At 39.8% G+C, this 13,923-nt stretch carries 16 protein-coding genes; all 16 read right to left on the reverse strand.

Annotated elements, in window-relative coordinates:
* Window positions 1–7: 7 nt before the first annotated feature.
* Window positions 8–1,312: a diaminopimelate decarboxylase gene (lysA, locus tag BANVL01_RS11545; RefSeq protein ID WP_066089465.1), complete on the reverse strand. Its 1,305-nt coding sequence runs from the start codon at window positions 1,310–1,312 to the stop codon at window positions 8–10.
* Window positions 1,313–1,465: 153 nt separating this feature from the next.
* The gene (locus tag BANVL01_RS11550) at window positions 1,466–2,947 is read right to left on the reverse strand and encodes a spore germination protein (RefSeq protein ID WP_066089468.1); all 1,482 of its coding nucleotides are present in this window, start codon (window positions 2,945–2,947) and stop codon (window positions 1,466–1,468) included.
* Window positions 2,898–3,509 (reverse strand): stage V sporulation protein SpoVABEA, encoded by a 612-nt coding sequence (gene spoVAEA, locus BANVL01_RS11555; protein WP_066089471.1) that lies wholly within the window; start codon window positions 3,507–3,509, stop codon window positions 2,898–2,900. The genes BANVL01_RS11550 and spoVAEA overlap by 50 nt, the downstream gene beginning before the upstream one ends.
* A 90-nt stretch (window positions 3,510–3,599) precedes the next feature.
* The gene (locus BANVL01_RS11560) at window positions 3,600–4,025 is read right to left on the reverse strand and encodes a stage V sporulation protein AB (protein WP_066089473.1); all 426 of its coding nucleotides are present in this window, start codon (window positions 4,023–4,025) and stop codon (window positions 3,600–3,602) included.
* Window positions 4,012–4,635, reverse strand: a complete 624-nt coding sequence (locus BANVL01_RS11565) for a stage V sporulation protein AA (RefSeq protein ID WP_066096727.1) — start codon at window positions 4,633–4,635, stop codon at window positions 4,012–4,014. Before BANVL01_RS11565 ends, BANVL01_RS11560 begins: the two co-directional genes overlap by 14 nt.
* A gap of 93 nt (window positions 4,636–4,728) precedes the next feature.
* Window positions 4,729–5,487, reverse strand: a complete 759-nt coding sequence (gene sigF, locus BANVL01_RS11570) for an RNA polymerase sporulation sigma factor SigF (RefSeq protein WP_066089476.1) — start codon at window positions 5,485–5,487, stop codon at window positions 4,729–4,731.
* A gap of 12 nt (window positions 5,488–5,499) precedes the next feature.
* Window positions 5,500–5,940: an anti-sigma F factor gene (spoIIAB, locus tag BANVL01_RS11575; protein ID WP_066089479.1), complete on the reverse strand. Its 441-nt coding sequence runs from the start codon at window positions 5,938–5,940 to the stop codon at window positions 5,500–5,502.
* Window positions 5,941–6,291, reverse strand: coding sequence for an anti-sigma F factor antagonist (gene spoIIAA / locus BANVL01_RS11580; protein WP_066089483.1), 351 nt, complete (start codon window positions 6,289–6,291; stop codon window positions 5,941–5,943).
* A 136-nt stretch (window positions 6,292–6,427) separates the two neighbouring features.
* Entirely contained in the window at window positions 6,428–7,603 is a 1,176-nt protein-coding gene (locus BANVL01_RS11585) for a D-alanyl-D-alanine carboxypeptidase family protein (protein WP_066089486.1), read from the reverse strand.
* 147 nt (window positions 7,604–7,750) lie between these two features.
* Complete coding sequence (locus BANVL01_RS11590) at window positions 7,751–9,055, reverse strand: pyrimidine-nucleoside phosphorylase (protein WP_066089488.1); 1,305 nt, start codon at window positions 9,053–9,055, stop codon at window positions 7,751–7,753.
* A 33-nt stretch (window positions 9,056–9,088) separates the two neighbouring features.
* Complete coding sequence (locus BANVL01_RS11595; protein ID WP_066089491.1) at window positions 9,089–9,910, reverse strand: purine-nucleoside phosphorylase; 822 nt, start codon at window positions 9,908–9,910, stop codon at window positions 9,089–9,091.
* 2 nt (window positions 9,911–9,912) lie between these two features.
* The gene (gene deoB / locus BANVL01_RS11600; protein ID WP_066089494.1) at window positions 9,913–11,103 is read right to left on the reverse strand and encodes a phosphopentomutase; all 1,191 of its coding nucleotides are present in this window, start codon (window positions 11,101–11,103) and stop codon (window positions 9,913–9,915) included.
* Between the two features lie 283 nt (window positions 11,104–11,386).
* On the reverse strand, window positions 11,387–12,280 hold the full coding sequence (gene xerD, locus BANVL01_RS11605; protein ID WP_066089497.1) for a site-specific tyrosine recombinase XerD: 894 nt from the start codon (window positions 12,278–12,280) through the stop codon (window positions 11,387–11,389).
* Between the two features lie 5 nt (window positions 12,281–12,285).
* On the reverse strand, window positions 12,286–12,513 hold the full coding sequence (locus tag BANVL01_RS11610; protein WP_066089500.1) for a YqzK family protein: 228 nt from the start codon (window positions 12,511–12,513) through the stop codon (window positions 12,286–12,288).
* A 136-nt stretch (window positions 12,514–12,649) separates the two neighbouring features.
* The gene (gene fur / locus BANVL01_RS11615; protein WP_066089503.1) at window positions 12,650–13,114 is read right to left on the reverse strand and encodes a ferric iron uptake transcriptional regulator; all 465 of its coding nucleotides are present in this window, start codon (window positions 13,112–13,114) and stop codon (window positions 12,650–12,652) included.
* Between the two features lie 108 nt (window positions 13,115–13,222).
* Window positions 13,223–13,870 carry a stage II sporulation protein M gene (gene spoIIM / locus BANVL01_RS11620; protein WP_066089507.1) on the reverse strand — a complete coding sequence of 216 codons (648 nt, stop codon included), beginning with the start codon at window positions 13,868–13,870 and terminating at the stop codon, window positions 13,223–13,225.
* Between the last annotated feature and the right edge of the window lie 53 nt (window positions 13,871–13,923).

Raw genomic sequence — 13,923 nt, forward strand, 5'->3', positions numbered from 1 at the left:
GCTTTTCTTATTTTAATGGTAAGTCAAGTCTTACTAAGTCCTCATAGGTCTCTCTTTTTACTACTTGAGTGGCTTTTCCGTTCTCTACAAATACAACCGCTGGACGAGGGATCCGGTTATAGTTGTTTGACATGGAATAACCATAGGCACCCGTACAAAACACCGCAAGAATTTCATCTTCCCCTGTTTCTGGCAAAGGTAAATCCCAAATCAGCATATCGCCTGATTCGCAGCACTTTCCAGCAATCGAAACCGTCTCATTCGCCCGTGCTAATGGTTTTTTCGCCAGAACCGCTTCATATTTTGCTTGGTAAAGAGCAGGTCTAATATTATCACTCATTCCGCCATCAACAGCTAAATATTTCCTCACACCAGGAACATCTTTTGAAGAACCTACTTGATATAACGTAATACCCGCATCCCCAACAAGCGAGCGGCCTGGTTCAATCCATATTTCCGGCATTTTCAAAGAAGATTGACTAGTCAATTTTTTAACCTCTTTGATTATTTCGCTCACATAATGTGAGGGAGGGATCGGTTCATCCTCTTTTGTATAACGGATACCAAATCCTCCTCCCAAGTTTAATACCTTTGCTTCGAAGCCAAGCTCATTTTTCCAGACTGCCATTTGTTCAACAATTTTCTTTGCCGCAAGTAAGAAACCAGTGGTTTCAAATATTTGCGAACCAATGTGGCAATGAAGTCCAAGAACCTCAAAATGTTCAAATTGAAGGGCTGTGATTAACGCCGTTCCTGCTTGACCATTTTGAAGGTCAAAACCAAATTTTGAATCTTCCTGCCCGGTTAAAATGTAATCATGTGTATGGGCTTCAATTCCCGGGGTTACCCGTAATAGGATGTTAACTTTAACGTTTTTCTCTTGGCAAATAGATTTTAATAGTTCCATTTCGAAAAAATTATCGACTACAATACAGCCGATTCTGTTGTCCAATGCCATTTCCAATTCTTCTTTGCTTTTATTGTTTCCGTGAAAGTGAATTCTCTCAGGCGGAAATCCGGCAGCTAAAGCTGTATATAATTCCCCTCCGGAAACAACATCAAGTGATAAGCCTTCCTCTTCTGCTAGCTGCACCATTGCCACAGTCGAAAAGGCCTTGCTTGCATATGCTACTTGAGAGTTTATGTTTTGCTCTTCAAAGGCATGCTTAAACCCCCGTGCTCGTTCCCTCATTAATGCAACATCATAAACATATAGTGGTGTTCCAAAATCTCGAGTTAATTCTATCGTATCAACTCCGCCTATTTCCAAATTCCCAGCTTTATTTACGCCAGTTGTTCCGTAATAATACATTTCCTTCCCTCTCTCCACAACGACTCACAGTCTAAAAAGATAATAAATAAATAATAGACAGAATCCGCTAAAGAAACTGCCTATTTAAAATCCTTTATTTAATTAAAATACTTTAGCATAACAGCGGAAAAACCGCAATTATTTCTTACGTTTTTATCCTTTTGGCGGCTGTCGGAAGCGGTTCCTTGGATGCACAATACTCGGTCTCAGGTAAGAGCCTGGGATTGCCCTGCGGAAGACGATTTGTAAGAATCCCTTTGGCTCAAACGGAAGAAATGGCCAAAAATAAGGAGTATTAAGGGCCCGCATGTGAACAAGAAATAGAAATAGTAATGTGCCGCCAATGACAAAACCTGGCAGATGAAATGCTGCTGTCACAATCAAAAGCACCATTCTCGATATCTTATTTGCCACTCCTAACTCATAGCTTGGAGTGGTAAATGTACCGATACCGGCAACTGCAACATAGAGGATAACCTCGGGTACAAATAAACCAACATCAATCGCAATTTGTCCAATCAATACCGCAGCAATTAAACCCATTGCTGTTGATAATGGTGTTGGCGTATGAATGGCAGCCATCCGTAAGAATTCTATCCCAAAATCAGCTAATATTAGTTGAACTACAACCGGGATATTTGTTTGTTCATTTGGCCCAATAAAAGAGAGCTTTTCCGGTAACATACTAGGCTCTAACACAAATAACATCCATAACGGAAGCAGAAATATCGACGTTAACACACCTAAAAAACGAGTCCAGCGTACAAAAGTACCAGCCGCAGGCGCTTCCCGAAATTCTTCAGCATGCTGGACATGATGAAAGAATGTTGCCGGGGTGATGATCACACTTGGAGAAGTATCACAAAATATAACGACATGCCCCTCTAAGATATGCGCAGCTGCTACATCCGCCCGCTCCGTATATCTTACAATCGGAAATGGATTCCATCCCTGCTTCACGATAAACTCTTCAAGCGTTTTATCCCCCATTGGGATTCCATCAACATCGATGGCTTGTAATTCTTTTCGAAGAATATTGAGTAAATCTGCATCTGCAACATCGGCCAAATAACCAAGTGCAACATCCGTTTTTGAACGTTTCCCCACCTTTAACATTTCAAAGCGGAGCCGGCCATCACGAATTCGCCTTCTTGTTAACGCCGTATTCAAGACAATATTTTCGACAAAGCCATCACGGGCACCTCTGACAACCTTTTCTGTATCCGGCTCTTGAGGAGATCGCCCTGGATAGCTCCTTACGTCAATAATAAAAGCGGTTCTTTCCCCTTCCATTACGACGGCGATTAATCCAGACAGGACCTGATCAACCACTGTATCAAGCATTTTCGTTTGTTCAACAGATTGATTCAAAAGCCGATTTTCAATCACCTTAAATAAATCTGTGGACAGTTTTTCATGATCATTGATTTCTACTAATTCTTCAATCAGTTGAATAATATAGAGGGTATCACATAAACCATTTACATAGTAAATGTGTACATCCTTTTTTAGAATCTTTAATTTCCTGATCCCTATATCAAAACTGACGCCAAGACCTGCACGTTGTTTCATATAGTGTTCAATTTCATGGACTGATTCGGGGATTGGCCATTTCTGGTCCTGCATTTGTGTCATAAAAACCACTCCTTTCAAGTATTAGCTGGACCGCTTTTTTCGTAATTGGGGAACCGACTTTGTAGGAGTCGCGCCTTGCCATTTTTCCGATATCACCAATTCCCACGATGAGTGGAACATCCAATTCATCAAGACAATAAACGGTATCTCCATTTATTCTCCCGGGTTCAAGTTCTGGTATACCAAATTTATCTACTCCATTTGAGGTTAACTCCCCGTCCCGGTCGATACTTACGTCAATCCTTGTCCATTCCTCATGCCTTGATTTTGCAGCAACTGCTATGACGCCTAAGACCTCGATTTCATTATGTAAAGCTACATATTTCAATGCGTTTTCACCTGCACCTTCACCGACAATCCCACTATCGTCAAACATCACCAATACCGGATCGTGTCGAGCTTTTTTAATTAAATGGACAATTTCCGGACCAGTTAATTTGGACGGATTCCCTTGAGAACTTGAAATACAGCGTCCGCCAATTTCATGCGCCACATGCTCAATCGCCTTTTTGGCATATTCATCACCGTCAGTAACTAAAATGACCCGCCTCCGAATACTCATCCTTTGATGTCCTTTCTTAGAAAAGCGTTAGCGCCCGCTCAGCTCACGTCTACTAGTCGCTGGGCGCTTACGCTAGACAATTTCAAAGTCTTAATGATGAACAAAATATAGCCATTGAAAAATCGAACCGAAAATTTTTCCTAAAACAATGGCCATAATGAGGATAACAATCTCGCCATCCAGCCGAATCCTTTTGGCAAGGATCGGCAGAACGTTTAATACTTCTGTAAGAGCGGCTGCCAGCATCCCAACAAAAACCCCCCCAATGATTCCTAAAGGGATTAGTAAAATTGGTGAGATATGTAAAACTGGGTCTCTTAGACTGGCGAATACCCCTGTAAGTGCACCGAAGACCACTGCCCATTCATACTGTTGAATCATTTTCATTGTTTTGGTCAGCTGTGTCAGTCTGGGAATAATTCCAAGTACGGTGAGAAAAGCAACAAACCCGGAGCCTACGGCCAATCCACTTGCAAATCCAAAAAAGCTAACGGCTAGAATTTTAATCGTCGTCATTCGTTTTTTTCATACTTTCCTTGTTTTCATGGATAATGACGTAATTATCTAAGTCCATTTGATAATTAAACATTTCTACTTCTAAAGGGCTAGGTTCCTCGTTTAACCTTTTCTTGAATACATGATTAAAAAACAGAATCATTCCAAGACCTAAACCAAGAGAATAAGGGATTTGAAAAAGTAATGGTTTTGCCTCTTTCTTACCGGTAATAATTGTATATATTTTTTCCTGCACACTTCTCATACTGACATCGTCATGAAAATTCATAATCGCCATCGCTGAACCAAAAAATAAGAGAAACCATATTAACAGAAAAAAAGGAATAGAAACTCCTTTTTTCTTAAATGTTACTTCGATGATGGTTTGCGCAGGTCCGATTGTTTGAATCTCCAGTTCTCCAAACCTAGTGGTAATCATATTAATAACCTTCATGACATCAATAATGACAATATTCCGATCCGTTTGGGTTAACTGATGGACCATCATCGATTTTAAATTTGAGAGCACAGCTTCTGGGGCAATAATTTGGGCAACATCCTTTAATAGTACTTTTTCATCCGGCTTAGATTGAACACGATTCCGCATGCGAATGTAGATTGTTTTTTCCAATACATTCACTTCCCACACAATTATTTCCTCGTATAAGTAGTATGGATAATTAGCCTATTTTTCATGTAAATTAAATAAAGAAAACCGTATGGATTAGAGATCCATACGGTCCTTCATTTGCTGTAAAATCTTTTTTTCAAGCCTTGATACCTGAACCTGAGAAATCCCAAGCCTTAGAGCAACCTCAGACTGGGTCTGGTCCTTATAATATCTTAAATAAACGATTAGTCTTTCTCGTTCATCCAAATCACGAATAGCTTCTTTTAAAGCAATTTTGTCAAACCATTTTCCTTCATTGCCATCATCAATTTGGTCTAATAATGTAATCGGATCACCATCATTTTCATAAACCGTTTCATGAATGGATGAAGGTGTTCTACTTGCTTCCTGTGCAAGGATAACATCCTCTGGCGACAGCTCCAAATACTCTGAGATTTCGTTAACAGTCGGAGTTCTGCCGAAATTTTTTGATAACTCATCCTTCGCTTTGCGGATTTTGTTTCCCATTTCTTTCAGTGAGCGGCTGACCTTTACGGTTCCATCATCACGAATAAAGCGCTGGATTTCCCCAATAATCATTGGTACCGCATAAGTAGAAAACTTTACATCGTAGGAAAGATCAAATTTATCCACTGATTTTAACAACCCGATACAGCCGATTTGGAACAAATCATCAGGGTCATATCCCCTGTTAAGAAAGCGCTGAACAACGGACCAGACGAGACGCATATTTTTTTCAACTATTAAATCTCTTGCATCTTGGTCGCCAGCTTGACTTTTTTTAATGAGTTCTTTAACCTCATGATCCTTTAGAAACGGTTGACTTTTTTCGTTCTTGACCTCCACATCCATCGGCAAGTCTCCTTAATTGCAAAGCATTTTGCTGGAATTTAAATGCTTCCGTAATTTAACCTCGGTTCCTCGACCTGGCTGTGTGAGAACCTCTACTTCATCCATGAAATTCTCCATGATGGTAAAACCCATACCGGAGCGTTCTAAATCCGGCTTCGTTGTAAATAATGGCTGACGAGCTTCTTCCACATCGACAATTCCTTTTCCACTATCTTTAATTGTTATATCAATCAAACTGTCCTCAATCGAAACTTGGATATAGACAATTCCATTTGGATTATTCTCATAACCATGAATGATTGCATTCGTCACGGCTTCGGAAACCACCGTTTTAATTTCGGTTAACTCATCCATAGTCGGATCAAGCTGGGCAATAAAGGCTGCAACGGTTACACGGGCAAATGATTCATTTTGACTTAAAGCACTGAACTCGAGGCTCATTTCATTCTTCATTCAGGCGACCCCCAATCTTTGCAATGCAAATTCCTCAGTCGGTTCCATTTTAATAATCTTAAATAAACCGGACATATCGAATAATCTTTGTATTGCAGGGGAAATCGCACAAACGACCATTTCACCGTGCACCTGTTTGATTTGTTTGTATCTTCCTAAAATAACTCCTAATCCTGAGCTATCCATGAAAGAAAGGTGTTCCAGATTCAAGACAATATGACGGATATCATTTTTTTCAATAATGGCTGTCGCTTTTTCACGAAGGGTATCCGCTGTATGATGGTCTAATTCACCACTTAAGCGAATAAGTAAAACGTCTTTTTTCGTTTCCAATTCAATGTTAAGACTCACTATCCATAGGCCTCCTTAATCTGGTATAGTGAGTCAATTCGCCTCTAGTGCGAGTATTTCCTTCTATAAATACAAAACTAGTTGTAATTCGCTAAAAGAAGTGGACTTTTTCTCAGTTTCGACAAACCGGAATGGTTTATTTCCCCCCAGCCTTGGTAAACATGCCAAATGAACGTTTATAAAGGTTCCACCAGCCTGCTTCCTTTACTTCTTTTTTCGCGACTAAAGGACTTTCGAGAATTACCTTGCCGTCCTTCATTAGCTTAATTGTTCCTACTTTGTCCCCTTTTGAAATGGGGGCTTTAAGATTTTTTTGCAGTTCAATTTTTTGTTCAACATCTTTTGTTTTTTCACCTTTTTTGGTCAGTAATGAAAGTGGTTCACTTGTTACGGCTTCGACAGACTTTTCTTTCCCTTTACTTACTTTTGCTTGACCAATGATTTGATTCCGCTTAAACATTGGGTGTGTCTGGTATTGGCTAAAGGCATAATTAAGCATTTTCGTTACTTGGGCATTTCGTTCCTTTGAAGTCGGCGAGCCAAAAACAACCGCAATTACACGCATGCCATCTTTTTGGGCCGTTGCTGTTAAACAATATTTTGCTTCAGCGGTAAACCCAGTTTTTAACCCGTCCACCCCTGGGTAAAAACGCACTAATTTATTGGTATTCACTAGCCAGAATTTTTTATCCGTATTTTCACGGAGGTAGGATTCATACATACCTGTAAATTTGGTAATCTCCTCATATTTCAGTAATTCTTTTGCCATCACAGCCATATCAGCTGCTGAGCTAAAATGTCCGCTTACCGGAAGGCCAGTTGTATTTTTAAAGAAGGTTTGCTTGAGGCCAAGTTCTTTTGCTTTATCATTCATCTTGTCCACAAAGGCTTCTTCAGACCCCGCAATTCTCTCGGCCATGGCAACAGACGCATCATTTCCTGAGCCGATGGCAATTCCTCGCAACATTTCCTTGGTCGTCATTTCTTCACCAGGTTCAAGGAAAATTTGTGAACCGCCCATCGAGGCTGCATACTCACTTGTACGGATTTTTTCATCCCAAGTAAGCTTTCCTTTATCGATTTCTTCCATGATCAAAAGCATGGTCATAATCTTTGTCATACTCGCCGGCGGCAGTTCTTCCTTACTATTTTTCTCGTAGAGGATTTTTCCGGTGTCACGCTCAATTAATATTGCAGATTTCACATTGCTGACAATATCAGCCGTCTTCTTTTCTTCAGCAGCAAAAGCCGATGGCCCCGCTAAACTTGTAAATAATATAAAAGTCATTAATAAAGAGACAAATCGTTTCATTCGCATAACCCTCCATTCTTTATAGCCTCCATTTTTTCCAAAACAAACATTCTTATACAATTATTTCCTCTATTTTTAAGAAAAAAAGGGTGTCAGGCACTATGTGAAAAATTCACATGGTGCCTGACACCCTAATTGACTATTTTTTTATTCGGTTATTTCTCCGTGAACAAGGATTGGTGCTTCTACTTTGGATGTGGAAATCTTGATATTTTCGTATAGCTTTTGTTTTACTTCATCCACGTTTTCAAAATTGCTGTAAATGGTTACTAATGATTCACCTTTTTTGACATGGTCGCCAATTTTCTTTCTTAGGACGAGGCCGACGGCTAAATCAATCACCGATTCCTTCGTTGCTCTTCCTGCTCCAAGGATCATCGCGGCTGTGCCAACTTCGTCTGCGATGATTTCAGATACATAGCCGTCTTCTTTTGCCTCAAGTTCAAAAACATATTTTGCTTGCGGCATTTTTGCAGGATCGTCAACAATCGAGGCATCCCCGCCTTGAGAGCTCAAAAATACCTTTAATTTTTCAAGTGCGGAACCATCTTTTATCACATTTTCAAGCATTGTCCGTGCTTCTGCAAGGGAACCAGCCTTTTCAGCCAGGTAAACCATATGGCTGCCAAGCGTTAAACAAAGCTCTGTTAAATCCTCAGGACCTTCCCCTTTTAAGGTATCAATCGCTTCCTTCACTTCAAGTGCATTTCCAATTGCATAACCAAGCGGCTGGCTCATGTCAGAAATAACGGCCATTGTTCTTCTGCCGACATTGTTCCCAATCCGTACCATTGCCTTGGCCAATTCTTTGGAATCATCTAGTGTCTTCATAAAGGCACCAGCACCTGTTTTAACATCAAGAACAATCGCATCAGCGCCAGCGGCAATCTTTTTACTCATAATCGAGCTGGCAATCAACGGAATACTATCGACAGTTGCCGTTACATCCCTTAGTGAATATAGCTTTTTATCGGCAGGGGTTAAGTTCCCGCTTTGCCCAATGACTGCAATTTTATTCGTATTTACAAGTTCAATAAATTCATCATTTTCAATTTCAACATGGAAGCCTTTGACCGCTTCTAATTTATCAATCGTTCCACCCGTATGGCCTAAGCCGCGGCCGGACATCTTGGCAATCGGAACATCTAATGCAGCAACAAGTGGTCCAAGAACAAGGGTTGTTGTGTCGCCAACCCCGCCTGTTGAATGTTTATCGACTTTGATGCCTTCAATTTGCGATAAATCTATTTGATCTCCAGACTCAACCATTGCCATTGTTAAATCGGCTCTTTCTTTTTCGGTCATCCCTTTAAAAAAGATGGCCATTGTTAGGGCACTTACTTGATAATCTGGGATTGATCCATCTGTATAACCTGTAATAATAAAATTAATTTCTTCAGTTGATAGTTCGTGACCGTCGCGTTTTTTCTCAATTAAGTCAACCATTCTCATCTTTATCACCACTTCATTATATTATTAGTCCATTTATTTTGCGATATCTTTTACAATTTCTTTTACGTATGAAAGGAAATCTGCTTTTACTTTTTCAGTTGTTTCAATTACTTCATCATGTGTTAACGGCTGATCTAGAATGCCTGCTGCCATATTGGAAATACAAGAAATACCAAGAACTTTCATTCCGCTGTGGCGGGCAACGATTACCTCCGGCACAGTAGACATTCCCACGGCATCACCGCCCATTCCGCGAATCATCCGAATTTCTGCCGGTGTTTCATATACAGGTCCAGGATTCCCGAAATAGACGCCTTCTTTAACATTAATATTTAAGCGGGCTGCAATCTCTCTAGCAGCTATCCGTAAATCTTTGGTATACGCCTCTGACATATCAGGGAAGCGGACACCGTAACGAGAATCATTCGGACCAATTAACGGATTCGTTCCCATATTATTAATATGGTCGGTAATTAGCATTAAATCACCAGGTTCGAAGCTTTCATTTACGCCGCCGGCTGCATTGGTAACAATCAGCATGCCAACGCCCAGCTCTTTCATGACACGAACTGGGAATGTTACTTTATCCATACTATATCCTTCATAGAAATGGAAACGACCTTGCATGGCAACAACCTCTACCCCATTTAGTACTCCAAATACGAGCTGTCCTGCATGACCTTCAACTGTTGATATTGGGAAATCTGGTATCTCGTTGTATGGTATTTTAACAGGATTCTCAATTTCATCCGCTAAAACGCCTAAACCAGATCCTAAGATTAAGCCAATTTTTGGCGTATTAGCATACCTGGCTTTTAAAAAACCAGCAGCATTTTCGATTTTCTCTGTGTTCAAGGTTATTCCCCCTTAAGTTCTTTTAAAAAGCTTTTACCGTAGTTCGGCATTTTCACATTAAAGTTTTCCGCGACGGTTGCCCCAAGGTCGGCAAAGGTTTCTCGTAAAGGAAGCTCTTTTCCTTTCGCCATACTCTTAGAGTAAACAAGCAATGGAACATATTCACGTGTATGGTCTGTGCCAGGCGCAACTGGATCATTTCCGTGGTCTGCGGTAATCATTAACAGATCGTCTTCTTTCATTTTCGCAAACACTTCAGGCAGACGGGCATCATATTCTTCCAGGGCATGTCCGTATCCTTCCGGGTCACGGCGATGGCCATATAACGCATCAAAATCAACAAGGTTGACAAAGCTGATCCCTGTGAAATCCATATCAAAGGTTTCAACAAGCTTATCCATACCATCCATATTAGAAACCGTGCGTAAAGACTGGGTAACGCCTTCACCATCATAAATATCAGAAATTTTCCCGATGGCAATGACATCGAATCCTGAATCTTTCAATTCACTCATAACCGTTCGGTCAAACGGTTTTAAAGCATAATCGTGACGGTTTGGAGTCCGTTTAAAGTTCCCTGGTTCACCCAAGAATGGCCGGGCAATGATTCGGCCTACCATATATTTTTCATCAAGTGTTAATTCACGAGCTATTTTACAAATATTATAAAGCTCATCAAGTGGAACAATTTCCTCATGGGCAGCGATTTGAAGTACGGAGTCAGCTGACGTATAGACAATCAACGCGCCTGTTTTCATATGCTCTTCTCCAAGCTCAACAAGGATTTCTGTTCCGCTTGCAGGTTTATTGCCAATTATTTTTCGGCCGGTGCGTTTTTCTAATTCTGAAAGCAGCTCTTCCGGAAAACCATCTGGGAATACGCGGAAAGGCGTTTGAATGTTTAAGCCCATGATTTCCCAGTGCCCAGTCATCGTATCTTTCCCGTTAGAAGCCTCCATCATTTTTGTATAAAAAGCTAACGGCTTTGCTGCTTTTTCAATTCCCTTGATTTCACGAATATTGCTTAAGCCTAGCTTACCCATATTTGGCATGTTAAGACCGTTCATTCTTTCAGCAATATGTCCATAGGTATCCGCACCCTTGTCGCCAAACTTTTCTGCATCCGGTGCCTCCCCAATACCGACTGAATCCATTACGATGATAAAAATACGTTTATATGTACTTGCAGCCATCAATTCTTCCTCCTTTGAATAGAAAACGTTTGCAAATAAGACCACCATGCCAATGTCCTGAGCTGGAAAATTCTCAAAGTACAAACCTTCTTACATTAAAAAAACAATGCGCAACCATATGTTGCCCTGTTGAAATGAGATTAACCAAAAAAAGTGAATTTATTTGTCAGAAGTCTGACATCTCTATTTTACTAAATCTCTGCGAAATTACAAGAAAAAAGCCGCCAAAATTTTCAGCTGCTTTTTAACATTTTTGTGAATGTACTCAAAAACTAGCATTCTCTTAAGCTCGCGGATGAAATTTACGATAGACATCCTTTAATCTGGTTTTTGTCACATTGGTATATATTTGTGTTGTTGAGATATCTGCGTGACCTAACATTTCTTGAACAGCTCTTAGATCAGCGCCATTTTCTAATAAATGTGTGGCAAAGGAATGCCGAAGGGTATGGGGTGTAAGCTCTTTTTCAATTCCGGCTTCGTTTGTTACCTTTTTTAAAATTTTCCAAAATCCTTGCCGGGTTAGGCGCCTACCTTGGTGGTTTAAAAACAAAGCGTTATCGTGATGCTGTTTCGCAACAAAATGCGGCCTTCCACTTTCGAGAAATTGCTTGATGGCATCGGATGCTGTTTGTCCCAATGGAATGATACGCTCTTTGTTTCCATTGCTGATACAACGGACAAAACCCATGGTAAGGTGGACATGTTCAATATCAAGGCCAATTAATTCGCTGACACGCATTCCTGTCGCATAAAGGAGTTCAAGCATCGCCTTATCCCTCATGCCATAATGGTCATTTTGCTTTGGTGCATTCAAAAGCTTCTCCACTTCCTGTAAACTCAATACTTTCGGAATCGACCTTTCATGTCTTGGCGGTTCGATAAGGACGGACGGGTCTTGCTCTGCTGCTTTATCCCGTAATAAAAATTGATGAAACGCCCGAATAGAGGCAACGTGTCTTGCTATTGTTTTTGAGGATTTTCCCTGTTCTTTTAAGAAACTTAAAAAATGAACAATATGAACACGCTGTACATTATTTAGAGACAGGATGGACTCCCTATTTTTTAAATAATGAAGATAGTTTTTTAAATCCCGCTCATAGGACGTGATTGTATTGTTAGCTAAACCTCTTTCAGCTAGCAGGTATTGCAAAAAATTCCTTAATTGATCTTCCATCGCATTTACTCCCCATTTAAATAAAACAACATCAGCCGATCCAACAAGGAAGAACTTTTTTCATTTACTGCATTCGAGACCTTTACCGCAGATCCTTCCGGTTCATCATAGCGATGATAATTTTGATATTCTTCAGATACCCACATGATACCATAATAAAAGAGAATCGTGCATCCAGTGAATATAATAAAAACCTTTAAGGTTTTTAGTGCAGCTTTGATAAAAGAAATCATCATACTTCCCCCATATATTCGTTTATCTATTTAAAGGTATGCCAAAATGTACAAGTTTTATACCTTTTCATAGGGAAAAGAGGGAATTTACTTGTAAAATAAAAAGCCCTTTATCATTAAAAGGACTTGGTATTCGTTATTCGGTTTTTTCTTCCTCATTATCTTTATCCTGACAACGGTAACAAATCCCATGAAAGGTTAGGCGATGATCTTTTATTTTAAAATTCCATCTTCGTTCAACTACTTCTTCCACATCTTCAAGTAAATCTTCCTGAATTTCATCAACGGCACCACATTCAATGCAAACAAGATGGTGATGGAAATGGGCGGCGCCCTCCTGGCGAAGATCGTAGCGGGAAACTCCATCCCCAAAATTAATTTTATCGACAATTTTTAATTCTGTTAGTAATTCCAGTGTTCGATAAACAGTTGCTAAACCAATTTCTGGCGATTTTTCTTTTACAAGGAGGTACACATCTTCCGCACTTAAATGATCCTCTTCATTTTCTAGCAACACTCGAACGGTTGCTTCACGCTGAGGTGTTAGTTTATAACTTGCTGAATGCAGCTGTTTCTTAATTCTATCAATTCTAGTTTCCATTCTGAGGTCCCTCCCTCGCCACTGTTAATTCTCATTATAACAGATGAGAAAAGAGATTCAAAATAAAATTATTACAAACAAGTGTTTATATTTTATATTATATAATAATCACTTTAAACTCGCTGTACTAATGATCGTTTTCATTAACCATGGTGATAGATATGCTTCAATCCCAGATGCTGCCGATATAAATATCACTGCTACAATTATGGTGAGAATATATCCTTTAAAAAACGGCAGGATTGGTTGTGCGTATTTTTTCATAAATTGCTGTTTAATCATTCTCATGGAGAAGATGACTGAGAATGCTGCCATTAGAATAAACACGGGAATGATAATTAAATTTTGCGGCAGGATAGAGACAAATGCTAGCATAAAGCCATTCCAGCCCATTTGGCTAACTAGAAAACCCACCGTAAACCCGACTACCATTCCTTTAATAAATAGGAGAATAAGAATAACAGGCAGCCCGATGATGGAGATTCCCAATACCCAGATAAGACCAATAAATTTACTATTATGGAGAAAGCTCTGTAAAAACAAGTCATTGTCTTCTGTTACTTTCCCATCAGAAACTTGGCCAAAGAATTGCGATAAATAGTAGAATAAATCTTCTTTTTGGGTAATGCTCATGCTATTTACTACGATAGCCCCAAAGATGACTCCCATTAAAAATAAAACAACAATAAACAAAAAAATTGAGGAATGCTCACGGAAATAACTAGCGGCATTGGACTGGTACAAGCGTTTTTTCATCTGCGTATCCTCCTATTTTTCCAAATCAGTTATTACATTCTATGCCAGTCTAG

Source organism: Neobacillus novalis NBRC 102450, from assembly GCF_001591805.1.
Classification (GTDB): domain Bacteria; phylum Bacillota; class Bacilli; order Bacillales; family Cytobacillaceae; genus Neobacillus; species Neobacillus novalis.